Raw genomic sequence first — 22851 nt, 5'->3', positions numbered from 1 at the left:
ATGTTTATCCAAAATAGTATTCCGGACTTTCTGGCACTGTACGAATCAAAGAAGGAGTTTGAATTACTCGATTTAGAATCGTATATCAATAGGTATCCCGACGTGTATGACCAGTATTTCCCGATCCACTGTCCGAAAACGGGGGAACGTCTTCAGGCAGCAATTAAGAAATATCCAGTGAAAATCAAAGACATACGTAAAATTTCGACTAAGCTACCAATAATTATTGAAGAAATTGAAACTAAATATAGTAATGCATACTCTTTAGATCTTAATCTAGAATATAAACTGATTGTGGGTACGTATGGTTCGAATGCTTTTGTTACACGAACTAATAAACGGGAAATCTATTTTGCGGTCGAAAAACTATCTTCTGAAACAAACCATCTAAAAGTTATTGTTGCCCACGAAATAGGTCACGTCGCTCATTTTTCATTCGCGACGCAAAACGAGATGGACTTGACAAAGGTTGATTGGATGCATGGACTTACAACACTATATACGGAAGGCGCAGCAACATATTTGTCGAGAAAAATTGTTCCGGGACTAAACAACTCTGTGTATTTTACGTACGATGACGACGGGGATCTGTGGGTTAATTGCTTTGAGGAGAATAAATCTGAGGTGAAGCAACGCTTTTTGGAAGATGCATCGTCAGGGTGGGACATGAAAAAGGAAAAAGAATGGTTCCGCTTATCCGGCGGCAGTTATTTCGGTCATAACCGACTTGGCTATTTACTGGGTACGGATTATATCGAGCATCTCGTTGAAAGGGTAGGGGAGGAAGAGGCGCTCGTATTCTGGAAGGGTAATGATTTGAAGGCAGATATATTGGTTTGGTTGGGGACATGAAAAAGGGAGCTGCAGTCGATATGCGGCCCCCTTTTATTAAAAAAATAAGAAAATGTAAGTTGTTGAACATGGAACGGTGTCTAGCTCCAGATGCTTTTCTTAGTTACACATTGAAAAACGATTCTTTTTTGTCGCCTTCTAAAATTGTACCAACGAAGAATGAGCCAAATTCAGCATAGCGTGCGCTTACTTCGTCAAAACGCATTTCGTAGATTAGTTTTTTGAATTGAAGAACGTCATCTGCGAACAATGTTACGCCCCATTCATAGTCGTCAAAGCCGACAGAACCGGAAATGATTTGTTTTACTTTTCCAGCATAGCTACGCCCAATTAAACCGTGAGCGCGCATCAATTCTTTTCGTTTATCCATATCTAGCATGTACCAGTTTACGTCTCCGTCGCGCTTCTTGTCCATCGGATAGAAGCAGATATATTGGCTGCGTTGAAGTTCAGGATACAGACGTCCACGTACAAATGGGTTTTGGTACGGATCGTCGGTAGAATCACCTGCAAGGTAGTTCGATAGTTCAACGACTGACAGGTATGAATACGCTGGAATCGTGAAATCTGCGATTGCGAGTTTATTGAATTCGGTTTCAAGCTCTTGTAGCTCAACCATTGTAGGACGCAAAGTCATAAGCATGAAATCAGCTTTTTGACCGATTACTGTATAGAAAGCGTGTGCGCCGGTTTTATCGTCATCCGCTTTTTGAAGCTTTTCAAGGTAGACTAGAAATTCATTTACTGCTGCCTGGCGTTCTTCTTTTGATACTAATTTCCATGACGCCCAGTCCATCGAGCGTAAATCGTGTAATACATACCAGCCGTCTAGTGTTTTTGCTGCTTCGATCATATGAAATCAGACTCCTTTATTATGAATTACCTTCTTAAATGAGTGTAGCATAGTAGTCCATTAAACGTCCTTTGCTAGTACCATTGTCACGAATTTGACATGAAGTGAAACACTTTAACCACCTGCATCATTGGTGTATGCTTAGGTTAATGAGATTGTTCGAAAGGTGGATTTCTAATGGCTGATTTATTTGGTGGCATTAAAAAAAGTTTAAGCGGCAATCGAAAAACGATTATTCTGCCGGAAGGAACGGATATCCGCGTTTTAGAAGCGGCATCACGCCTTGAAAAGGAAGGGCTTGTGAAACCAGTCCTTCTTGGCAATGAAACCGAAGTGAAAAAAGCGGCAACTGAAGCAGAAATTAATATTTTGGAAATAGATATTATTAATCCCACGAGTGCTCCTTATTTCGAAGAACTGGCCGAAAATTTCGTGGAACGCCGCAACGGCAAAGTGACGTTGGAACAAGCGCGTGAACAACTAAAAGACGTCAATTATTTCGGAACAATGCTTGTCTATACAGGACGTGCAGACGGATTAGTGAGCGGGGCGGCACATTCAACTGCGGATACAGTTAGGCCGGCGCTTCAAATCATTAAGACGAAACCGGGTATTTCAAGGACAAGCGGTGCATTCATCATGATGAAAGGCGATGAACGTCTCGTCTTTGCTGATTGTGCAATTACAGTCGCACCGACAGCGCAGGAACTGGCGGAAATCGCAGTTGAAAGCGCAAAAACAGCACGCTCATTCGGCGTAGATCCCCGCGTTGCTATGCTGAGTTTTTCTACAAAAGGATCTGCTGTAACGGAAGAAACAGTGAAAGTTGCAGAAGCAGTGAAAATCGCTCAATCGATTGCACCTGATTTGCTACTTGATGGAGAATTCCAGTTTGATGCGGCGTATGTACCTGAAATTGCTGCGAAAAAAGCACCTGAATCAGTTATTCAAGGCAATGCGAACGTCTTCGTATTCCCGTCGCTTGAAGCTGGGAATATTGGCTATAAATTAACAGAACGTCTCGGCGGCTATGAGGCAATCGGCCCGATTCTTCAAGGCCTGAATGCACCCGTGAATGACTTGTCACGCGGTTGTTCCGCAGACGATGTCTACAAGCTTGCCCTGTTAACAGCGGCGCAAAGTCTATGAGCAGGAGCTAACTAAAATGACGCAATATGAATCTTTTTTATACATCCCTGAATGGCGGTTCGTTGATGAATCTATGACGACGCGTAACCGTTCTGCGCTGGAATCATTCGCGGCAGACGATACGCTTTGCCATCTAGTTGGCCAGCAATTGAGTGTTCCCGCAGTCCGGACGTGGGTACACAATAAAACCGTTGTACTCGGCATCCAGGATCATCGGTTGCCTCATGTTTCAGAAGCAATTTTGACCCTTGAAAAGGCAGGTTATAATGCAATTGTACGTAATTCGGGCGGCCTTGCAGTGGTGCTTGATGAAGGGGTATTAAACATCTCGGTTGTACTGTCTGAGTCCAACTCTTCAATAGATATTCCAGCAGGCTACGAAGTGATGCTCGCATTCGTTAGGATGCTTTTCCCGGAAGCGGCCGACCGCATTGAAGCCTATGAAATTGTTGGTTCGTACTGCCCGGGTTCGTATGATTTGAGCATTGACGGCCGGAAATTTGCTGGCATCTCACAGCGCAGATTGCGCCAAGGTATCGCGGTCCAGGTCTATCTTTGCGTCGAAGGAAGCGGGGCAGAACGTGCTGAATTAATCCGTGATTTTTACGAAACTGGCTTGCAAGGGGAAGAAACGAAGTTTGCTTACCCGACAATCCAACCTGAAGTGATGGCATCCCTGTCAGAACTGCTGGACATGCCGCTTACCGTCAGTGATATCACTATTCGCACACAGCTTTTGTTGCGTGAACTCGCAGACCACGTTGATATGGGTGGCTTGAAACCGGAAGAAATGGAACTGTACACCTTCTATTTGAACCGCGTCTTCGATCGCAATAAAAAAATGTTAGAGCTCGGATGAAAAGCGGCCGGTTCCTAAATCGGGGCATCTATTTTTTATCGGAAGAATGTAACATATCAGCGAGGTAGCCAACTTTTTCGATGAACTAAGCAACACCAGGCAGAAATTAAAAGGAAAAACCGCCTATCTTGGGTTGATAGGCGGTTCTTTTGAAACTAGGTTGCCGTTTTGTTCCATCTTGAATACTGGTGCTGTACGATCAGAATCATCATCTAGTGTGACGAGACGGCGTGCGCGGTTCATGATTTGAACAAATTGCTCATAATCGGCGCGCAGTGTTTTATTCTCCTGCTGAAGTTTTTCGATTTCTCTTTGGAGCTGTTCTGACTTTTCATTCGCGATTTTAGCAGTTTGCCTCCAGCGAAGTGACTCGTTATCGCCCACGCCTGTGTGATGCATACGAACTAGAAATGCGATAACCGTATCGAGAGAGAGTGCTGATAACGGAACGGAAATCTTTTGTTCTTCCTCTTGACCTTGTGAAGGACTATATAATTGCTGTCCCCGTCGTTTAAAGTCTTTTCCGAGGACGCGTATCGCTTGTTTGCGTTCTTTCTTTGCGTCTGTAAGCTCTTTTTCATAGTCTCGTCTCACAACGGCATTCCATCTGAACCCGCAAGCCGCTGCTGTCCTGTTGAGCGCATCCCCAACCTCTTCAAAAGCGCTGAGTTGTGTGCTACCTTCTCGTACATGTCGTAATACCGTGTCGGCTAATAAAGTATCGTTTTCTTCAATCCAAGCATCCTGTCTAACTTTCACCATCACCGTGCCTCCTGTCATATGTTCATAGTCTCTTTCTACGGTCAGTGTGGACAGGATTTCGCTACTTTATTCATAATGAAAAAAGCATTCTATCTTTTTTTCACTTAAATGTACCTTTTTCCATCTTTCTACGAACCAATTTTACGATTATACTAAATGGAATGAGTTAACGGAGGTGCACTATGGAATACAAAGATGAGAAACTGGTCGAAGAAAAAGTTTTCAAAGATCCTGTGCATCGCTATATTCATGTACGCGACAGAGTGATTTGGGACGTTATCGGTACAAGTGAGTTTCAACGCCTTCGCCGGATCAAACAGTTGGGTACCACGTATCTCGTATTTCACGGGGCCGAGCATAGTCGGTTCCACCATTCCCTCGGTGTCTATGAAATCGTTAGGCGCATCATTGACGACGGTTTTAATAGCAGACCTGAATGGAATAATGAGGAGCGGCTTGTGACGATGTGTGCAGCATTGCTTCATGATCTCGGACATGGTCCGTTTTCACATGCTTTTGAAAAAGTGTTCGATCTCGATCATGAACAATTTACGCAAGCAATTTTGCTAGGGGACACGGAAGTGAATGCGGTACTCCGTCGTGTGGCACCTGATTTTCCTCGAAAAGTGGCAGATGTTATCGGGAAAACGTATCCGGATAAACTCGTAGTCAGTTTGATTTCAAGCCAAATAGATGCTGATCGAATGGATTATTTACAGCGTGACGCTTATTTTACAGGGGTGTCGTACGGTCATTTCGATATGGAAAGAATTCTGCGTGTCATGCGACCGACAGAAGAACAGGCTGTCATAAAGTATAGTGGCATGCACGCGGTGGAAGACTATATCATGAGCCGTTATCAAATGTATTGGCAAGTCTATTTCCATCCTGTGTCACGTAGCGCTGAAGTGATCTTGATAAAAATTTTACACCGCGCAAAGCAATTACATGAAAGCGGGTATATCTTTAAACAAGAACCTGTCCACTTCCGTTCGTTTTTCGATAAGACATTTTTACTTGAAGACTATATTGCTCTTGATGAAAGTATTTTATTGACATATTTCCAGTTTTGGATGAAGGAAGACGATGCAATTTTGTCAGACCTTTGCTATCGTTTTATCAATCGGAAACTGTTTCAATATGCAGAATTCGATCCGGCCACAGAGTACCGGAAAATCGGGGAACTCGAACAATTATTCAGGGACGCAGGAATCGACCCGACCTATTACCTCGTTACGGATTCGTCGTCAGATTTACCCTACGACTTTTACGGCCCAGGTGAAGAAAACGAACGTTTACCGATTTACCTGCAAATGCGAAATGGTGAACTGAGCGAGTTGTCACGGTCATCGGATGTCGTAGATGCGATTTCAGGAAAAAGAAGAACAGATCATAAAATCTATTTCCCTGAAGATGTTTTGGAAGCTGGAAAAGAAAAAAATCCCCTATATGGCCGGATTTTAGATATGCTGAAAGGTTAGGTGTGGGGAAGTTGCTATCAGAACACGCTAAAATTGTACAATTCATCTCAATGGCGAATGAAGTCACTGGACGAAAAAAATTACAAAAAATGATTTATATTGCAAAAAAGATGAATTTCCCATTCACTGAAAAATATGAGCTTCACATGTACGGACCCTATTCAGCAGAATTGACGTTGCGTATTGAAGAACTATGCGAGATGGGGTTTCTTGCGGAACAGTGTACGGACAAAGGATCATATGTCCAATTCAGCTACCAAGTGACAGGCGAGGGGGCGGGTTTTCTAGAAACTGCAGATGATGCCCACGTAATGCTAGGCACCTGCATCGACAGTATGAACGTCAAAAGCTCTCGTTTCCTCGAACTTGTTTCTACATTGTTGTACTTCGATCATCTTGACAAGGACGAGCAAATTGCAAAGGTCCTTATCGTGAAAAATAAACTGAATTTCTCCGCGGAGGAAATGACAAATGCATTTGATTTTATTAATGAAATGCAGACGTACTCAGTACATTAAAGGAAAGCGGAAAGCATCGCTAAGCCCCGAAAAGTAGGAGGGATGCAGTTCAATCCCTCCCTACTGAATGACCTAAAATAAAGACGCCTTTTGTCTTTATCTTTAGGACAGAAGCGACTCGAGGGGCTGATGCTTGGAGTCTGGACAATAAAGGAAAGCGGAAAGCATATTTTAGGTCCGACAATAATAAAAAGGCTATCCCATTTGAACGGAAATTTACCGTCACGGGGCAGCCTTTTTTTGAAATACTGGATATTACGAAATCTCGAATTGTGGAGTATTATTAATATGGAAATTTCAGGTCTAGACTCCAGCGCCTAGGAGCTCGGGTCATAAGTCAGACCAGCTACGAGGCAAAATGCGCCTCTTCGTTGGTCCGTCTTATGCCTGTCGCTCCTGACCAAGGCGCTTCCGCTTTTGTTTATTGATCGCTTGAACGTTTTCCAGCTACAGAGTAATGGTTTTTTGACATTTCTTCAATGATGACAGAAACATTTTGAGCAGGTGCACCTGTTGTTTCAGCGACAGCTTCTGTCACTTTTTCGCAAAGCGCACGTTTCTGTTCATCTGTACGACCTTCTAGCATTTGTACAGTTACGATTGGCATATCATTTCCCCCTCTCGGTAATTATTCGGTATAGTGTATATAGTATCAGATTTGGAGGGACGTACAAATGACAAATGAAAATAAACCGAAATCAAAATTGGGTTTTACAATTATAAAAGATGATCCTACGGATGGTCATGGCGGATACGGGATAGGTTCGTTGTCACTAGAAAATGTGTCGCCTGTCATTATCGACGTCGAAGAAGGCGTTGCACGTATTGAAATTGGTGCAATGCATGCTAGAAGTGACACAGAGCGAGGCGTGAAATTTACGCGAAACCGGGAAGATTCAGAAGGTGGAAAACCGTACTGGCTTGTCTGGGTAACAATCGATTTTCGTGAACAAGGGCCTTATTATGCAGGCGTCACAGCATGTGAAATGGTCGTTAATCGTGAAAAACGTCGGGGCTATAAATTGCTCGCGGATCACGTTAACCGGATGGATAAATCGATGAAACGAAATATCATAGTTGAGCATATGGATGATAAATCGAAACAGATCCTTGCCGAATTCCTAGCTACTCATAACAAAGAAATGTGGGAGAGAAGTGAATCAAAACTGCATGTTGATTTGAGTACGGATTCTCCAGGATTATGAACGAAAAGTGACAAAATTCACAGACTTCCAAATCCGAGGTTGAATGTCAGCTTGAAAGGCAGTACACTGAAATTACAGCTTGCTATTGTAAGCTAGGACAACCGGAATCGTGCATTCCCTGATAACTATCGTATCAAACAAACCCAAGCGCGATACATAATTTAACAGGGCGCCTTGAACGGTAAAAAAGCTTTCCTTCCCCGAAGTCATTTGGGAGAGGAAAGCTTTTTTGATTTTGATGAATTATGGAGTAAATCGACCGTATATGAGCTCAATTCAATCATATCGCCGCGCGAGATCATAAACGAGCTTCAAGCAATCATATCCCCGCGCGAACCGATCATAAAGGAGTGCAGACCAATCATATCCCGCGCGAACCGATCATAAACGAGCTCGAACCAATCATATCCCACGCCAACCGATTATAAAGGAGTGCAGACCAATCATATCCCTGCGCGAGATCATAAACGAGCTCGAACCAATCATATCCGCACGCGAACCGATCATAAACGAGCTCCAACCAATCATATCCCACGCCAACCGATTATAAACGAGCTCCAACCAATCATATCCCGCGCGAACCGATCATAACCGAGCTCCAACCAATCATATTCCTACTCCAACCAATCATAAACACTCACAAAAGCCAGCTCATTCAAAAAACGAAAACGGAAACAGATCGAATTTCTTCTCATCAGCTTTACCTGCGGAGCGCTGTTCCCGCAGTGTTTTATCGGTACATAACTTACGTGGCATATCCTTCTCTTTTACATAGATGAGCCGTTGCTTTTCGCATTCATTTACCGCGATACCACCTGTTTCAACATCAATGATGACGTCGTTGACTCCATTTGGAGGGATGAACGGTTCGGGTGAAGTACCACGATTAACGGTTTCCATGAAGTCAATCCATATTTTTTTCGATGCAGCTTTATCGGATAGTTCTGTCAGCTGTTTTCCTACATCGAATCCAGTCCAGATACCCGCAGTTAATGAGGGAGTGTAGCCAATTAAATATTGATCCGATATCGTCGTCCCGGATTTAGCTGCATAGGGCCGCGTCTGTTTTTGTCGCATTGAGAGTCCAGTAGCCGCAGAATAATCGTTGAATACAGGATCGAACATGCCAGTCATTAGATGAGTGAGAACGAAAGCATCCTGCTCACTGATGACATGTTTCTTGCTCTTCTTCGGTTGTTCATAAACCGTTTTTCCCTCAGCATCCGTTATGGACAAAATCGTTGTTGGGACTGTTTCGAGTCCGCCTGAAGCAATTCGGTTATAAGCATTCGTCATGTCGGAAAGCGTGACAAGCGAGGTACCGAGGGCGGTTGCCGGTGATTCTGGGAATTTACCGTCGACACCAAGTCGTTCAGCCATGTTACTGAATTTCTTATAACCGATGTCTTCAAGTGTTTTCACTGCGTAAATATTATCGGAAATAGCCAGAGCCTGTGCAAGGGAGATAGGGTGGCCGGCGAATTTGCCGTTTACATTGTTAGGTTCATATGTCGAGCGTCCTTCATCGTAAGTGAAAACGGTCTTTTCAGTCGATAAGAACGTTAGCGGACTGAATCCGTCTTCAAGTGCAGCTGCATACAAAATAGGTTTTATTGCAGACCCAGGCTGGCGCTTTGCTTGTGTCACTCGGTTAAACGGGCTTTCCGTATAATTCATCCCTCCGACAAGTGAAGTTATTGCACCCGTACCAGTTTCAATCGACATGAATCCAACCTGTAGTCCGCTAGCTGGCATCCATTTTAGAATCATTTCTTCGGCAGTTTGTTGGTGAAGTGGATTTAACGTTGTCCGGATCGTCCAACCTCCCTCTGCTGGATAGCGTCCTTTCGCTGCGAGTACTTTTTCAGCCTCGCGCCAAACTTCATCAAGAAAATAAGGGGCAACGCGCTTCGAGTCAGCCCATTCACGGTTTTTTAAAGTAAGTTTTTCGTTTGTCGCCCGTTCTTCTTGCCGCTCAGTAATGTACCCTTGCGCCTCCATAAGTGAAAGTACCAGCAGTGTTCGCTCCCGTGATTTCTCAGGATTTTCAATAGGCGAATAAACCGAAGGACCTTTAGCAATTGCAGTAATAACGGCAGACTCTTCCAACGTCAAATCTTTCGCCGACTTTCCAAAATAAAATTTACTTGCCGCCTCGACACCATACATGCCGTGCCCAAAGTAAACAGTATTCAAATAACCTTCCAAGATGACATCTTTTTCGTAAAATATCTCCATCCGATAGGCGTAAAGTGCTTCACTGATTTTCCGTTTCCACGTCTTTTCGAACGTCAAGTACAGGTTTTTCGCATACTGCATGGTAATCGTGCTGGCCCCTTCTACCTTTCGACCGGTTTTCGCATCTTTCAAAAGAGCGCCAGCGATCCGTTTATAGTCAAAACCATTGTGTTTATAGAAATTCTTGTCTTCCGTCGCTACGACCGCGTCGATTAAAAAAGGTGACATTTCATCGAGGTTCACCCAATATCGCCGTTCCTCGGAAAAACGGTCGCCAATTTGCCTGCCGTCTTTATCTAGAAAAACAGAAGCTTTGGGCACGCTTAAAGAAGGTGCACCAGTAATTTGAGCATACAGCCTGAGCGAAAGAAAGACGGTTAGGGCCGCCATAACCATCGTGACGGTTAGCAGCATAATCCGCCGTAACGTCGTACGCCTCTTTTTATTTTTTACATACACTGTCCGTTGCATACGATCCCGTCCCGTCCGTATCATTGCATCTAGTATGGGACGCGTGGAAAGAGATTAAACGGAACATGCGTAAAAACATGCAATGCTCGGATAGATTGAAATGTAAGTCGTAAAAAGGATATAATAAGAAGATGTTTTCATGAAAAGGACAGTGAGTGTATGGAATCGCGGGAAAAAGAGCGATATGTAAAGATTAAGCTCCATTCGTTGATCCGGCATCCGGACCAAGACGAGGAGAAGCATGAATTAACTTCTACAGGTTTACTGATTAAAAAAGCGGGCAATTCGTATTTGAAATATGAAGAACAACAAAGTGGGAATTCAATACAGACAATTGTTAAATTGGATTCTAAGGATGCATTAATTATGCGTCGCGGTGCTGTAACAATGCGATTGCCGTTTGTTGCAGCTGGAGAACGACCGGGAACATACGGTAGTGGACCAGCGACTTTTGACTTAGTTGTCAAAACGAATAAACTCGATTTTACAATGCAAGAGGACAATTCCGGCGGACGCTTCAATGTGAATTATGATTTGCATGCAGAGGGAACGCTTCTTGGAAAATACGAACTGACTATTACATACACGGAGGGAAATATATGAACGCGGTAGAACAGATTCAACATGAGGTGAAAACGGCATTGCGTCAGGCAGTAATTGAAGCGGGTCTGGCAGAGGAAACGGCTATACCGGACATTATGCTTGAAACACCTAATAACAAAGACAATGGCGATTACGCAACGAATATTGCTATGCAACTGACAAAATTAGCGAAAAAGCCACCGCGCGCGATTGCGGAAGCGATTCTTGAGAAATTAAATACAGATGGCACATCAATCGACTCAATTGAGATTGCAGGTCCTGGTTTTATCAATATCAGATTAAAAACGGATTACTTAGGTGACATCGTCAAGACAGTTCTTGAGCAAGGCGAGAACTACGGTCGATCAAACTTCGGCAATAACCAAAAAGTCCAAGTTGAATTCGTTTCTGCCAATCCTACAGGTGACCTTCACCTTGGACATGCACGCGGAGCTTCTCTTGGAGATTCACTGTCCAACGTTCTAGATTTCGCTGGATATGATGTGGCGCGCGAATACTATATTAACGATGCGGGTAATCAAGTGCACAACCTTGCCAATTCCGTTGAAGCACGCTATTTCCAAGCGCTCGGTTTGGATAAAGAAATGCCAGAAGACGGCTACCAAGGCCCGGACATCATTAATATCGGGAAAATGTTGGCAGCTGAATATGGCGATAAATACGTCAACACGCCAGATGAAGAGCGTTATGCATTCTTCCGTCAATATGGACTTGATCATGAACTAGAGAAATTAAAGACAGACCTTGCCAACTTCCGTGTGTCATTCGACGTTTGGTTCTCTGAAACTTCATTGTATAAAAACGGCAAAATAGATGTTGCTCTTGATAAATTACGTGCCAATGGCCATGTCTTTGAAGAGGATGGCGCAACATGGTTCCGTTCAACAACTTTCGGTGATGACAAAGACCGTGTGTTAATTAAAAACGATGGTACTTTCACGTATTTGACGCCGGATATTGCATACCATGAGGATAAATTGTTCCGTGGATTCGATAAGCTTATCAATATTTGGGGCGCAGATCACCATGGTTATATTCCACGGATGAAAGCAGCAATCGAAGCGCTTGGTTATGGCAATGACACGCTCGAAGTCAGCGTAGTACAAATGGTTCAGTTATATAAAGACGGTGAAAAATTCAAGATGAGTAAGCGTACGGGTAAAGCCGTAACATTACGCGAACTCGTTGAAGAAGTTGGTCTGGATGCAGTCCGTTACTTCTTCGCAATGCGTTCAGGTGACTCACAAATGGACTTCGACTTAGACCTTGCAATTTCCCAGTCGAATGAAAACCCTGTGTACTACGCGCAATATGCGCATGCACGGATTTCATCAATCTTGCGTCAAGCGGATGAAAATGGAATGGCTGCATCTGTGGAGCATGTGTCTCTATTACAAGCTGAAAAAGAGCTAGAATTGCTGAAGAAAATTGGTGACTTCCCACAAGTAATCAGTGATGCAGCAAGAATGCGTTCACCGCACCGCGTTGCAACGTATATCCAAGAATTAGCAGCTACATTCCACAGCTTCTACAACGCAGAAAAAGTGTTGGACCCAGACAACCGCGAACTATCAGAAGCCCGTCTGGCACTAATTACAGTAACCCGCACAACAATCGCCAACGCATTGAAACTGATAGGTGTATCTGCGCCGGAGAAAATGTAATAAACAAAAGCGGAAGCGCCTGTTACAAATGAACGCAGCCTAGGTGCGCCACGTCCTGTGGCAATAAAGAGGGATGCATTTCAATCCCTCCCCGCTGCGTGACCTACATCCTGTAGGCCTGCGACAGGCACTGAAAGACTTGAAGAAAAAGGCGTACTTTGCCTTTATCAGCAAGTCTGAAGTGTCCCGAGGAGCTAGGCGCTGGAGTCTAGCCGTAAACAAAAGCGGAAGGCGCCGTTACAAATGAACGCAGCCTAAGTGCGCCACGTCCTGTGGCAATATAGAGGGATGCATTTCAATCCCTCTCCGCTGCGTGACCTACATCCTGTAGGCCCGCGGAAGGCACCTATACTTGAATACAGTATATAAATAAACCCAGCGAAGGCGCCTTACAGGGGTAGCCGAAGCCATAAGACTGATAGCGCCGCAGTCAGGCTTATGGCGAGAGGCATCCCCTAAGCGCCGCAGCGTTATTCAATGAACCCAATCCATATAGAAACAATTCCCTAAAGAAACAAGTATGAACTGACTTAACTTTAATAATAGCGCCACACCAAAGAGGTTATTTCCCCTTTGGTGTGGCGTTTTTTTGAAAGATAACAAAGTATAAGTTTTTTTATCAGGAACAGACTCCATGCGCCACATCGTTGGATCGACTTATGCCTGTCGCGTTTTACATCGCGCCTTCCGCTTTTCTTAGACACCTATCGACAGACGGAAAATTTGTAGTATACTGAAAGTTGAACAAAATACATACCAAACATAAAGGTGCCCTGTACTAAAAACGGGGTTAAAAGGGAAGTCGGTTCAATGCCGACGCGGTCCCGCCACTGTAAGTGTGAGCAAGTCGCAATAGGCCACTGGAATCTAATCCGGGAAGACGCGACAAGCAATGAGCACAAGCCAGGAGACCTGCCTTTATGGATCACACGTACCCTACGAGGATAGGATTAGTGAAAGTCGGCGTCTTTGTACGGCCGAATTTTACTCAACTTATTCCTCCGTAGCAATTACGGGGGATTTTTATTTGGATAAAACAGGAGGAAAGCAACATGAAAAAGATTTGGCAATTAGGATTAACGGCGTTTCTGGCAGTATTCCTGCTCGCAGCATGCGGAGAAGCTGCTACGCAAGATAAGCCGAAAGTAGATGCAACACCGAAAGTAGAAGAGGTCAAAGTTGATTTCCCGTTGACACTAACGGACGCGGTCGGCAATGAAATCACTTTAGAAAAAGCACCGGCAACAATTGTTTCAATGATTCCGAGTAACACGGAAATTTTGTTTGAACTTGGTCTTGCTGATGAAGTTGTCGGCGTCAATGACTACGATGATTATCCCGCAGAAGCACTTGAAAAAGAGAAAATCGGCGGTATGGAATTTAACGTTGAGAAAATCGTTTCCATGAATCCTGAAATCGTATTTGCTCATGAATCGGGACTTGGAACGGGTGAAGAAGGACTGCAACAAATCCGTGATGCAGGAATTCCTGTCTTTGTTGTGAAAAATGCAGCAAATTTCGAAGAAACATACACAACGATTGAAACAATCGGTAAAGCGACTGGTAAAACAGTAGAAGCAGAGAAAATCATTGTGGATATGAAAGCAAAAGTAGAAGAAGTATTGGCGAAAATAGCAACAGTCGATACTAAAAAAACAGTTTTCGTTGAAACATCACCAGCACCAGATATTTACACACCAGGTAAAAATACATTCATGGATCAAATGCTTAAACTGATTGGTGCGGAAAATATTGCTGCTGATCAAGAAGGCTGGTTCGTAATGGATCCGGAAGAAATCGTCAACCGCAATCCGGATGTCATTATTGTTATGTATGACTATGTCGAAACGGCCGTTGCAGATGTTTACGCACGCCCAGGTTTTGATTCTATTACAGCTATCAAAGAAAAAGCGGTTATCCAAGTTGATGAAAATACAACTAGCCGAACGGGCCCCCGTCTTGCTGAAGGGCTTGAAGAAATAGCAAAAGCCATCTACCCTGAGGCTTTCGGTGAGTAAATCCAGCGTTGCCTACATCGTTTCCGCCGCCACGCTTCTTGTGGCGGTGTGGCTCGGTGTTTCAATCGGGTCTGTGAATATACCGATTAGTACGTTATGGAATACAGGGGCGGATGCAACAGCTACCAATATTTTGTGGAAGATTCGCATGCCGCGTGTCGTGCTTGCCGGACTTGTCGGTGCCTCGCTCGCGATTTCGGGAGCTGCTTTCCAGGGTCTGTTGAAAAATCCACTTGCTGATCCATACACCCTCGGAGTGTCATCCGGCGCCTCGGTCGGCGCTGTTATGACGCTCTTTTTTGGTATTTCCATCCCGTTTTTAGGCACTTATACGCTTCCTGTATTCAGTATGGTTGGGGCTGCACTGACAATGTTCCTGGTCCTCGGATTCGCCCGCCTTGTTGACCGGGCAATGAGAATGGAAACAATCATTTTGACCGGAATTATTTTCGGTTCGTTCCTGGGTTCTGTGCTGTCACTTATGATAGCGCTCACAGGCGAAGAGCTACGACAAATTATTGGCTGGCTACTTGGTAGCGTATCGATGCGAGGTTGGGATTATATTACGATGATCTTGCCATTCGTCGTCGTTGGCTCGCTCATGCTATGGCTAAATCGCCGTGAATTAAATGCGATGCTGTTTGGAGAAGAACGGGCGCACCATTTAGGTGTCAACGTCAAACGACGTAAGTTTGCCATTCTTATTGGGGGATCCATCCTGACAGGTTCTGCAGTAGCGGTGTCCGGCACAATTGGCTTTGTCGGTCTAGTCGTCCCGCATATGACGCGACTCTTATGGGGATCGGATCATCGCCATCTCCTGACATTATCGTTCATGAATGGTGCGACGTTGCTCATCATTTGCGATTTAATTGCAAGGACAATTATTTCGCCAACAGAACTTCCGGTTGGTGTTATTACAGCGTTTATCGGGGCACCAGTATTTGCATTTATCTTCTATAAACAACGAAGGAAAGGAGGAATGTGACATGTTACAGGTCGAAAATATTTCCGGAGGTTATGGCAAAGAATCCATCGTGAAAGCAGTAACATTCAATGTCGATAAAGGCGAAGTACTCGGCATACTTGGACCCAACGGCAGTGGTAAATCTACACTATTGAAAATCATTTCAGGTATTCTCCCGAAGGTAACGGGTTCCGTCACAATCGACGGGCAAGACGCTTCTACTTATTCACAAAAGGAATTCGCAAAAAAAGTAGCCGTCTTGCCGCAACTCCATGCCCATGCATTTTCCCACACTGTTCGAGAAACGGTAGAACTCGGGCGCTATCCACACCAATCGGGGCTATTCGCCTCGTGGTCAGCCGAAGATGAGCGTGCTGTCGCCGATGCCATCAATAGTATGTCAATCACACGCTATGCTGAAAACTCGATAGAATTGCTATCCGGTGGCGAACAACAGCGTGTTTTTGTTGCGCAGGCACTCGCTCAGGAGGCCCCGATTTTATTACTCGATGAGCCAACCAATCACTTGGACATCGCCCATCAGCAACAATTACTCGATACGATTCGCCAACAGGCAATCGACAAAGGACTCACGGTGATTTCGGTGTTTCACGACATCAATTTGGCTTCTTTATACTGCGACCGGCTTCTCTTGATGGATAAAGGGCAGATAGCCAGAATAGGCGTACCACAAGACGTAGTGAAGGAAGAGGCAATTCAATCTGTTTACGGTGCGCGTATAAAATCACAGCCTCATCCCGAATTGCCAAAACCGCAGATTACACTTCTGCCTGATACCAAAGAGGAAATCAAGCCTTTCACCGTCAAAAAAGAGGACTTTTCGATATCATCGGACTTTGTTGCACTACGAACGAACTATCCGTTGAAAACAATTTCCTCCGCGGTTCATAACGCTGGAACAGGCTGGTATCGGTCGTTTGTCAATCGGCATGTCGATGTCGATTACAATGTAGATGACGTCAAGGCTGAAAATACTTCTTACCTTGAACAGCATGGCTTTCATCTAACAGATACGGTCGGTATGATGACCGCGGTCACGACGGAGCATGCTGAAGTCGAGGAATACACAGGGGATTTCGGAACGATTCTGATTGCGGTAACTGCTGGTGTCGGCAATGCCGTCGATGTGTCGCAAGCACTCGCGCGTGATCAAAAACCTCGCGTCGGTACAATCAATACATGGGTTATCGTCAACGGTCAGCTACCCGATGAAGCATTTATCCAAGCAATGATAACGGCTACCGAAGCGAAAACGAAAGCACTTCAAATGGAATCGATAACAGATCCGCTCACAGGCACAATTGCGACGGGTACATCTACGGACAGCTTGCTTGTCGCGGCAACACAACAAGGAGAATTCCTACCATATGCAGGTCCAATCACGCCGCTCGGAAAATTGATTGGCCACGGCGTTTACGACTGTACGGTTCGGGCAATCCGTGCCTATAAAAAGGCGAAAGGGTGGACAACTTGATTCCTGCACATTTTATCGCCATCGTAATTGGTTTTCTGCTCGACAGAATTATTGGAGATCCACCGAAATGGCCGCATCCAGTCCGCTTAATTGGAACGTTCATTGGCAAATTGACTACCATTTTGAATAAAGGTCGGTTCCGCACATTAAAAGGAGCGTTTACACTATTCATCACGGTCGGAATTGTGTTAGGCATCGTTTTTACTTTTGTTAGTTTTGCTTATCAATTCAATATTTACGTAGGGATTGGCGTGGAGTCAACTCTAATCGCCATTGGGCTGGCGCAAAAAAGTTTACGCGACGCTGCGCTCGACGTTTATCGCCCGCTTGCTGCAAAGGATTTGCCCGCAGCACGCACGAAGTTGTCGTGGATTGTCGGTCGCGATACCGATAAACTAAAAGAAAATGATATCGTACGCGGGACTGTTGAAACGGTGTCAGAAAACATTTCGGACGGCATTACATCGCCATTATTTTGGGCATTTCTACTGGGAGCACCCGGTCTTTGGATGTACAAAGCAGTGAACACATTGGATTCGATGATTGGTTATAAAGACGAACGGTATGAGAAGTTCGGTAAAATTTCTGCACGTGCAGATGATATCTTGAATTTCATACCAGCACGTGTGACAGGCTTTCTTATCATTTTATATGCGCCAAATAAAAGTCAATTGTCCTTTTGGAAACGCTTTACTGGCTGGAGTAAAGACGCAAGGAAACATCCAAGTCCGAACAGCGGATTTTTGGAGGCAGCTACGGCTTGGCAACTCGGAGTAACGCTTGGCGGAACAAGTACATACCGTGGAATCGTATCGAAGCGACCCGAGCTTGGACCAGGAAACACTCCGCTAACCGCAATACATATTAAACAAACAATTACACAGATGCATGTCATAGCGTTTATTTTTTGGCTAGTAATGACGGTGATTGGAGTGACTTTTTATGCAGTTGCCTGAACATGGCGCGAATCCGCACAACGTTTACGCAAGACTAGGCATTGAACCCCCAACACGGTTATTGGATTTTAGTGAAAATGTCAATCCAATGGGACCTCCTGATTCAGTTACCAAGATGTGGCCAAGTTTACTGGCTATGCTTAAGGCGTATCCAAATCCAGAAGGGGAGCCGTTTCTGTCAGCGGCGGCCGATTACCATGGTATTTCGCCTGCTTGTTTAGTCGCAGGAAATGGTGCGGCGGAATTGTTAGCACTTTTGGCAGAGCGCTATCGTGGAAAGCGAGCGATTGTCGTGCACCCGACGTTTTCCGAATACGAAGCGACTCTCTTGGCGAAGGATGTGGAAATTGTTCGGGTTTTTGCATCGGAAATAGATGGATTTAAATTGCCTATGGAAACTATTCTTGAAGCTATGACTTCAGCATCTGTTCTGTACCTTTGCACGCCAAACAATCCAACTGGAATCATGCCGGAACGGACGGATTTGAACGTAATTATTGAGCACGGCGCTGAAGTAGGTTGTGACGTTGTTTTAGATGAGGCTTTTATCGATTTCGTGGATGAATCACTGTCCTTCATTGCAAATATAAAGAACAATCCGCATGTGATCATAGTTCGCTCAATGACGAAAATGTACGCTATTCCAGGAATAAGACTCGGGTATATCGCGGCAGATCCGTCGATAATTAGGGGGATAAAAGCACTCGCACCGCATTGGAATGTTAATGGTCTAGCAGCACAAATCGGAGCGGTGTGCCTTCAGGAAGTGCAATACCGCGAACAGGCAATTCAGTATAGTAACAGTGAACGGGAAAAAATGACGCTGTTTTTAAAAGGCAATGATTGCAACGTTACGAATTCCGTTACGAATTTTATTTCATTCACATTGGGTTCTGGTCGTGATTCAAATAAGTTGTATGAAGACATGCTCGCACGTGGAATTGTCCTACGTCATTCGCAAAACTTCCGCGGCATGGACGGTAGATGGTTGCGAATTGGTATGAAAAACGATGCGTCAATGAACATCTTGAAGGAGGAGTTATCACGATGGTTCGCGGAAAACTGACGTTCATAAGTGGCGGCGTTAGAAGTGGTAAAAGTTCTTATGCAGAAAAGCTGCTAGTCAATGAAGCGCAGAACAATGCGGCCAGGCTAGTTTACATTGCCTCCGGCGTCGCAACGGATTCAGAAATGCGGGCGCGTATTGAACGTCACAAATCGGATCGTTCCACTCATAGTTGGACGACCTTTGAACAACCTGTCGAGTTAGAAGGGATATTGCCCTCCATTCAACCAGGTGATTATGTGTTATGGGATTGTCTAACGACGTGGCTGGCAAATGAGTTATACACAGGTTGGGAGTCAGGGAAACCTTGTATCGGACAATCGGGCTGTATGGAACAAAAGGAAAAACAGTTATACACAACGATTGATACTCTAGTGTCGCAAGCTGCCCACCTCGTTATTGTTTCGAATGAAGTATTAGATGAGCTTCCTTCAAAATACGCTGAAACGGAAATGTACAGGAAGTGGATTGGTCGTATTCACCAAGTGCTTGTTAAAAAAGCAGATACAGCTATTGAAATGGATTATGGAATCCCGATCGTATGGAAAAATGAACAGCAGGAGATGACGCAATGAATGGGCTAATTGTTTTAGGAACAGCATCAGATTCTGGAAAAACGATGATTTGTACAGCGTTGTGCCGCATTTTATCGGACGAAGGCGTACGGGTAACACCCTTCAAATCGCAAAACATGTCCGGTTTTTCAGCGACAACTGAAAATGGTGAAGAAATGAGCCGTGCGCAATTCATTCAAGCCTATGCGGCCAGAACAAAGCCTTCGATTTACATGAATCCAATTTTACTGAAACCGGTGGCGAACATGAAATCGGAAGTACTCTTTTTCGGAGAGAAGATTGGCCCAATAGCAGGAATGGCCTATCGCGAACAGTTTTTTGCACGCGGGATCGAGGCGATTAAAACGTCGCTCGCCAAGCTAACGGGAATGTATGAAACGGTTATTATCGAAGGTGCAGGCAGCCCTGCAGAAGTGAATCTCAACGACAGGGAAATTGTTAATATGCGCGTGGCAGAAATTGCGGATGTACCGGCAGTGTTAGTGGCGGATATTGATCGCGGTGGAGCTATCGCGTCAATCGTCGGTACGCTACAACTTTTACCACCTGAGCATCGAAAACGTGTCAAAGCTATTATTATCAATAAATTTCATGGAGATGCTTCTTTATTCCAAGAAGGAATTGAATTTATAGAAAGCTATACGGGGGTCCCTGTAGCGGGTGTCATTCCTTTCAAAGTCGATCACGGCATTGAAGAGGAAGATATGGATCGACCGGTTATGAAAGCGCCCGAAGGAATCGACGTCTACGATGCGTGGGCAAAACATGTGAAGGCGCATCTCAACTGGCCGCTTATAAAAGAGATTCTGTCACAATCCGGAGAGATGAAATGAACGGATTGTTGCTAGCCATGCAATTTTTCACTGCAATTCCCGTACGAAAAGAATTGCCACTCGGCCGAAGAGAAGTGACGGCAATGTATGTGGCGTTTCCTTTTGTTGGGGCGGCAATTGGGCTCGCAATGTACATTGTGTCCGAAATAGTGCTGAACTATTTGGAGTTTGGGACATTTCTAGCAGCCGTCCTTATCGTTTTGGTCGGCATCGTCTTGACGGGCGGATTACATCTGGATGGCTGGGCTGATACGGGCGATGCATTCTTTTCGTACAAAGACCGTGAAAAACGACTTGAGATTCTAGAAGATCCGCGTCTTGGAGCGTTCGGGACTATGGCGCTCGTTTTACTAATCATCGTGAAAATCGCTGTATTCAATGAAATCCTGATGCGCGGTACAGGAAACATTGCATTGTACATAGCAATCCCTTTCCTAGCAAGAGCCGCTATGAACCTGTATTTCTCAACTGTGCGTCTAGCGAAAGATAAAGGAATCGCACACTTTTTTAAACAGAAGATTTCATCAAGTATAGTGATTGGTTGGACGCTAGTGAGCAGTGCAATGATTTTATTTGCCTTAGGATTTATGCTAAAAAGCATACTGATTCCAGTCAGTGTAGCGATTGTAATTGCAATGGCATTTTTCATGTTCCGTAACTGGTCGTTGAAACATTTCGGGGGCGTTAGCGGGGACTTATGCGGCGCGTTTATCGAAGGAATGGAGGCATTGTTATGGCTAGTAATTTTGTGCTTTATCTGATTCGGCATCTACCCACATTAGGCAATAAAGAACGGAAATACATTGGTTGGACGGATGAGCCGATTTTAGACTCGCCAAACTGGAACTGGGGTCTACCCGAAATCCCAAAACACGTTTACAGCAGTGATCTTAACCGTGCAAAACAAAGCGCTGCCCACTATTTCCCACAAGCGTCTATTGAAATAGCCGCCAGTTGGCGTGAATGTAACTTTGGTGATTTTGAAGGAAAAACGTATGTGGAACTTGAAAAGAATAAGGACTATCGAAAATGGATTGATGATCCGTATGCATTTGCGCCAAGTGGCGGTGAAAGTTTAAAAGACGTAGAAATACGTGTAGTGGCCGCACTCAAACAATTGCCAAATAATGCAGTTGTCGTGACACATGGAGGGCCGATTCGTGTAGTCCTTTCAAAGTATTCACTTGACCAACAAGGGTTTTGGTCGTGGGACATCCCACACGGAACGGGCTACCGGCTTGAATGGGACAGTGACAAAGCATTCGAGGAGGGTGAGTCATGCACGTCTATATCGGCGGTGCCCATAACGGCAAAAGAGACTATGTAAAAAAGTGGCTGATCGAGCAAGGTGAAGAAAACGTAAACTGGATAGAAGGGAATCGTCTAGGAGACAGTTCCTTCGTTAATGCGGAAGACAGTCAGACAACGGTCATAGCTGGAGTCGAGAAGTGGCTTGCGGAAACGAATTTATCGGAACAAGCAGCGATAGATTATGTGATGAATTACATCGGCAAGGACCGTCATACAGTTATCATTTTAACGGACATTGGACGAGGAATTGTCCCAATGGATGCAGGTCAGCGGAAATTACGCGATGCTTGTGGTCGGCTTTATCAGCGATTGATGGCGGAAGCGGGTGAAGTGACGAGGATTTGGTATGGTCTTGCAAAAACACTAAAGAAAAGGGGAGATTATTGATGAAGATTTACACACGTACTGGGGATAAAGGGAAAACGAGCTTGATTGGAGGGCGCGTTGACAAAGATAGCCTTCGCGTGGAAGCATATGGCACGATGGATGAACTTAATTCATTCGTAGGCAAAGCGATGACGGAACTGGATCCTGTAATTTTTGCAGATATGCTGACAGACTTGGAAGCGATTCAAAACGAATTGTTCGATGGTGGCGGCGATCTTGCAAACGTGATGAAAGAACGTCATTATAAATTATCCGAAGAACCGGTGGAAGTACTTGAACAGCGTATCGACGTACTGATGGAAGAAGCGCCGCCTCTGGAGAAATTCATCTTGCCGGGTGGAACACCTGCTGCTGCAACACTTCATATTGCACGAACTGTCGCGAGACGTGCAGAACGCAGGACGGTTACACTTATGAATGCAGAAGAAGAAGAAGATGTACCAGCAGTTGTTCAACGCTATTTGAACAGGCTATCCGATTATCTTTTCGTTGCAGCACGCATTGCGAACTCTAGGGTTAACGTACCGGACAATGAATACGTGAGAAGTGCGAAAGTGTTCAGAACGGATAAGAAAAAGGAGGACTGAA

The 22851-nt window shown here is 44.7% G+C and carries 24 protein-coding genes and 1 riboswitch; of the genes, 19 read left to right on the top strand and 5 right to left on the bottom strand.

The genetic code is table 11. From position 1 onward, the window contains the following. The gene (locus tag FQ087_RS14005; protein WP_149581205.1) at positions 1-852 is read left to right on the top strand and encodes an aminopeptidase; all 852 of its coding nucleotides are present in this window, start codon (positions 1-3) and stop codon (positions 850-852) included. 103 nt (positions 853-955) lie between these two features. Here the strand turns inward: FQ087_RS14005 and hemQ are convergent, their stop codons facing one another. Beyond that, entirely contained in the window at positions 956-1705 is a 750-nt protein-coding gene (gene hemQ, locus FQ087_RS14000; RefSeq protein ID WP_149581204.1) for a hydrogen peroxide-dependent heme synthase, read from the bottom strand. 177 nt (positions 1706-1882) lie between these two features. On the opposite strand from hemQ, the gene pta reads away from it, so the two are divergent. Together pta and lipL are read left to right on the top strand one after the other, a co-directional pair. Further along, positions 1883-2854, top strand: a complete 972-nt coding sequence (gene pta, locus FQ087_RS13995; protein ID WP_149581203.1) for a phosphate acetyltransferase — start codon at positions 1883-1885, stop codon at positions 2852-2854. A 16-nt stretch (positions 2855-2870) separates the two neighbouring features. Continuing rightward, complete coding sequence (lipL, locus tag FQ087_RS13990) at positions 2871-3713, top strand: octanoyl-[GcvH]:protein N-octanoyltransferase (RefSeq protein WP_149581202.1); 843 nt, start codon at positions 2871-2873, stop codon at positions 3711-3713. 123 nt (positions 3714-3836) lie between these two features. On the opposite strand, the gene FQ087_RS13985 is transcribed toward lipL, so the two are convergent. Beyond that, entirely contained in the window at positions 3837-4475 is a 639-nt protein-coding gene (locus tag FQ087_RS13985; protein WP_149581201.1) for an RsfA family transcriptional regulator, read from the bottom strand. Between the two features lie 182 nt (positions 4476-4657). Here FQ087_RS13985 and FQ087_RS13980 point away from each other — a divergent pair, with 182 nt between their 5' ends. Together FQ087_RS13980 and FQ087_RS13975 are read left to right on the top strand one after the other, a co-directional pair. After that, positions 4658-5956 (top strand): HD domain-containing protein, encoded by a 1299-nt coding sequence (locus tag FQ087_RS13980; protein WP_149581200.1) that lies wholly within the window; start codon positions 4658-4660, stop codon positions 5954-5956. 11 nt (positions 5957-5967) lie between these two features. Then, on the top strand, positions 5968-6474 hold the full coding sequence (locus tag FQ087_RS13975; protein WP_149581199.1) for a YwgA family protein: 507 nt from the start codon (positions 5968-5970) through the stop codon (positions 6472-6474). 421 nt (positions 6475-6895) lie between these two features. Here FQ087_RS13975 and FQ087_RS13970 read toward each other — a convergent pair whose 3' ends face one another. Beyond that, entirely contained in the window at positions 6896-7081 is a 186-nt protein-coding gene (locus tag FQ087_RS13970) for a 2-hydroxymuconate tautomerase (RefSeq protein WP_149581198.1), read from the bottom strand. A gap of 67 nt (positions 7082-7148) precedes the next feature. Between FQ087_RS13970 and FQ087_RS13965 the strand changes: the two genes are divergently transcribed. Beyond that, the gene (locus FQ087_RS13965) at positions 7149-7679 is read left to right on the top strand and encodes a YwhD family protein (protein WP_149581197.1); all 531 of its coding nucleotides are present in this window, start codon (positions 7149-7151) and stop codon (positions 7677-7679) included. Between the two features lie 402 nt (positions 7680-8081). Here the strand turns inward: FQ087_RS13965 and FQ087_RS22480 are convergent, their stop codons facing one another. Continuing rightward, positions 8082-8240 carry a hypothetical protein gene (locus FQ087_RS22480; RefSeq protein WP_188006758.1) on the bottom strand — a complete coding sequence of 53 codons (159 nt, stop codon included), beginning with the start codon at positions 8238-8240 and terminating at the stop codon, positions 8082-8084. Positions 8241-8330: 90 nt separating this feature from the next. Beyond that, the gene (locus tag FQ087_RS13960; protein ID WP_149581196.1) at positions 8331-10388 is read right to left on the bottom strand and encodes a transglycosylase domain-containing protein; all 2058 of its coding nucleotides are present in this window, start codon (positions 10386-10388) and stop codon (positions 8331-8333) included. 159 nt (positions 10389-10547) lie between these two features. Here FQ087_RS13960 and FQ087_RS13955 point away from each other — a divergent pair, with 159 nt between their 5' ends. The 13 genes from FQ087_RS13955 (at position 10548) to FQ087_RS13895 (ending at position 22850) form a co-directional block, all read left to right on the top strand. Further along, positions 10548-10991 (top strand): YwiB family protein, encoded by a 444-nt coding sequence (locus FQ087_RS13955; protein WP_149581195.1) that lies wholly within the window; start codon positions 10548-10550, stop codon positions 10989-10991. Beyond that, entirely contained in the window at positions 10988-12655 is a 1668-nt protein-coding gene (gene argS / locus FQ087_RS13950) for an arginine--tRNA ligase (RefSeq protein ID WP_149581194.1), read from the top strand. The genes FQ087_RS13955 and argS overlap by 4 nt, the downstream gene beginning before the upstream one ends. A 749-nt stretch (positions 12656-13404) precedes the next feature. Then, positions 13405-13589, top strand: a riboswitch (cobalamin riboswitch). A gap of 118 nt (positions 13590-13707) precedes the next feature. Beyond that, complete coding sequence (locus FQ087_RS13945) at positions 13708-14673, top strand: ABC transporter substrate-binding protein (RefSeq protein WP_149581193.1); 966 nt, start codon at positions 13708-13710, stop codon at positions 14671-14673. Continuing rightward, the gene (locus tag FQ087_RS13940; RefSeq protein ID WP_149581192.1) at positions 14666-15661 is read left to right on the top strand and encodes a FecCD family ABC transporter permease; all 996 of its coding nucleotides are present in this window, start codon (positions 14666-14668) and stop codon (positions 15659-15661) included. The genes FQ087_RS13945 and FQ087_RS13940 overlap by 8 nt, the downstream gene beginning before the upstream one ends. 1 nt (position 15662) lies before the next feature. Next, positions 15663-17135, top strand: a complete 1473-nt coding sequence (locus FQ087_RS13935; RefSeq protein ID WP_149581191.1) for an adenosylcobinamide amidohydrolase — start codon at positions 15663-15665, stop codon at positions 17133-17135. Continuing rightward, a complete protein-coding gene (cbiB, locus tag FQ087_RS13930; RefSeq protein WP_149581480.1) occupies positions 17135-18091 on the top strand; it encodes an adenosylcobinamide-phosphate synthase CbiB in 957 nt (318 codons plus the stop codon). Before FQ087_RS13935 ends, cbiB begins: the two co-directional genes overlap by 1 nt. Then, entirely contained in the window at positions 18078-19157 is a 1080-nt protein-coding gene (locus tag FQ087_RS13925; RefSeq protein ID WP_149581190.1) for a pyridoxal phosphate-dependent aminotransferase, read from the top strand. Before cbiB ends, FQ087_RS13925 begins: the two co-directional genes overlap by 14 nt. After that, positions 19139-19732 (top strand): bifunctional adenosylcobinamide kinase/adenosylcobinamide-phosphate guanylyltransferase, encoded by a 594-nt coding sequence (locus FQ087_RS13920; protein WP_149581189.1) that lies wholly within the window; start codon positions 19139-19141, stop codon positions 19730-19732. Before FQ087_RS13925 ends, FQ087_RS13920 begins: the two co-directional genes overlap by 19 nt. Beyond that, on the top strand, positions 19729-20565 hold the full coding sequence (locus FQ087_RS13915; protein ID WP_149581188.1) for a cobyric acid synthase: 837 nt from the start codon (positions 19729-19731) through the stop codon (positions 20563-20565). The genes FQ087_RS13920 and FQ087_RS13915 overlap by 4 nt, the downstream gene beginning before the upstream one ends. Beyond that, positions 20562-21326, top strand: a complete 765-nt coding sequence (gene cobS / locus FQ087_RS13910; protein WP_149581187.1) for an adenosylcobinamide-GDP ribazoletransferase — start codon at positions 20562-20564, stop codon at positions 21324-21326. Before FQ087_RS13915 ends, cobS begins: the two co-directional genes overlap by 4 nt. Continuing rightward, on the top strand, positions 21299-21892 hold the full coding sequence (locus FQ087_RS13905) for a histidine phosphatase family protein (RefSeq protein WP_188006757.1): 594 nt from the start codon (positions 21299-21301) through the stop codon (positions 21890-21892). Before cobS ends, FQ087_RS13905 begins: the two co-directional genes overlap by 28 nt. Next, entirely contained in the window at positions 21844-22263 is a 420-nt protein-coding gene (locus FQ087_RS13900; RefSeq protein ID WP_149581185.1) for a bifunctional adenosylcobinamide kinase/adenosylcobinamide-phosphate guanylyltransferase, read from the top strand. Before FQ087_RS13905 ends, FQ087_RS13900 begins: the two co-directional genes overlap by 49 nt. Continuing rightward, a complete protein-coding gene (locus tag FQ087_RS13895; RefSeq protein WP_149581184.1) occupies positions 22263-22850 on the top strand; it encodes a cob(I)yrinic acid a,c-diamide adenosyltransferase in 588 nt (195 codons plus the stop codon). Before FQ087_RS13900 ends, FQ087_RS13895 begins: the two co-directional genes overlap by 1 nt. The last annotated feature ends 1 nt before the right edge of the window (position 22851 follow it).

Source organism: Sporosarcina sp. ANT_H38, from assembly GCF_008369195.1.
Lineage (GTDB): Bacteria > Bacillota > Bacilli > Bacillales_A > Planococcaceae > Sporosarcina.
The sequence above is the reverse complement of the archived record's forward strand: the minus strand, read 5'-3'. Positions and strand labels throughout refer to the sequence as shown.

What these genes read in the sequence shown, in the direction of transcription:
- FQ087_RS13935 (WP_149581191.1), top strand. Translation starts at nt 15,663, where the DNA reads ATGTTACAGGTCGAAAATATTTCCGGAGGTTATGGCAAAGAATCCATC.
- FQ087_RS13970 (WP_149581198.1), bottom strand. Translation starts at nt 7,081, where the DNA reads ATGCCAATCGTAACTGTACAAATGCTAGAAGGTCGTACAGATGAACAG.
- pta (WP_149581203.1), top strand. Translation starts at nt 1,883, where the DNA reads ATGGCTGATTTATTTGGTGGCATTAAAAAAAGTTTAAGCGGCAATCGA.
- cobS (WP_149581187.1), top strand. Translation starts at nt 20,562, where the DNA reads ATGAACGGATTGTTGCTAGCCATGCAATTTTTCACTGCAATTCCCGTA.
- FQ087_RS13900 (WP_149581185.1), top strand. Translation starts at nt 21,844, where the DNA reads ATGCACGTCTATATCGGCGGTGCCCATAACGGCAAAAGAGACTATGTA.
- FQ087_RS13965 (WP_149581197.1), top strand. Translation starts at nt 7,149, where the DNA reads ATGACAAATGAAAATAAACCGAAATCAAAATTGGGTTTTACAATTATA.
- FQ087_RS13915 (WP_149581188.1), top strand. Translation starts at nt 19,729, where the DNA reads ATGAATGGGCTAATTGTTTTAGGAACAGCATCAGATTCTGGAAAAACG.
- argS (WP_149581194.1), top strand. Translation starts at nt 10,988, where the DNA reads ATGAACGCGGTAGAACAGATTCAACATGAGGTGAAAACGGCATTGCGT.
- hemQ (WP_149581204.1), bottom strand. Translation starts at nt 1,705, where the DNA reads ATGATCGAAGCAGCAAAAACACTAGACGGCTGGTATGTATTACACGAT.
- FQ087_RS13920 (WP_149581189.1), top strand. Translation starts at nt 19,139, where the DNA reads ATGGTTCGCGGAAAACTGACGTTCATAAGTGGCGGCGTTAGAAGTGGT.
- FQ087_RS13955 (WP_149581195.1), top strand. Translation starts at nt 10,548, where the DNA reads ATGGAATCGCGGGAAAAAGAGCGATATGTAAAGATTAAGCTCCATTCG.
- FQ087_RS13925 (WP_149581190.1), top strand. Translation starts at nt 18,078, where the DNA reads ATGCAGTTGCCTGAACATGGCGCGAATCCGCACAACGTTTACGCAAGA.
- FQ087_RS13905 (WP_188006757.1), top strand. Translation starts at nt 21,299, where the DNA reads ATGGCTAGTAATTTTGTGCTTTATCTGATTCGGCATCTACCCACATTA.
- FQ087_RS13985 (WP_149581201.1), bottom strand. Translation starts at nt 4,475, where the DNA reads ATGGTGAAAGTTAGACAGGATGCTTGGATTGAAGAAAACGATACTTTA.
- FQ087_RS13980 (WP_149581200.1), top strand. Translation starts at nt 4,658, where the DNA reads ATGGAATACAAAGATGAGAAACTGGTCGAAGAAAAAGTTTTCAAAGAT.
- FQ087_RS13895 (WP_149581184.1), top strand. Translation starts at nt 22,263, where the DNA reads ATGAAGATTTACACACGTACTGGGGATAAAGGGAAAACGAGCTTGATT.
- FQ087_RS14005 (WP_149581205.1), top strand. Translation starts at nt 1, where the DNA reads ATGTTTATCCAAAATAGTATTCCGGACTTTCTGGCACTGTACGAATCA.
- FQ087_RS13960 (WP_149581196.1), bottom strand. Translation starts at nt 10,388, where the DNA reads ATGCAACGGACAGTGTATGTAAAAAATAAAAAGAGGCGTACGACGTTA.
- lipL (WP_149581202.1), top strand. Translation starts at nt 2,871, where the DNA reads ATGACGCAATATGAATCTTTTTTATACATCCCTGAATGGCGGTTCGTT.
- FQ087_RS13945 (WP_149581193.1), top strand. Translation starts at nt 13,708, where the DNA reads ATGAAAAAGATTTGGCAATTAGGATTAACGGCGTTTCTGGCAGTATTC.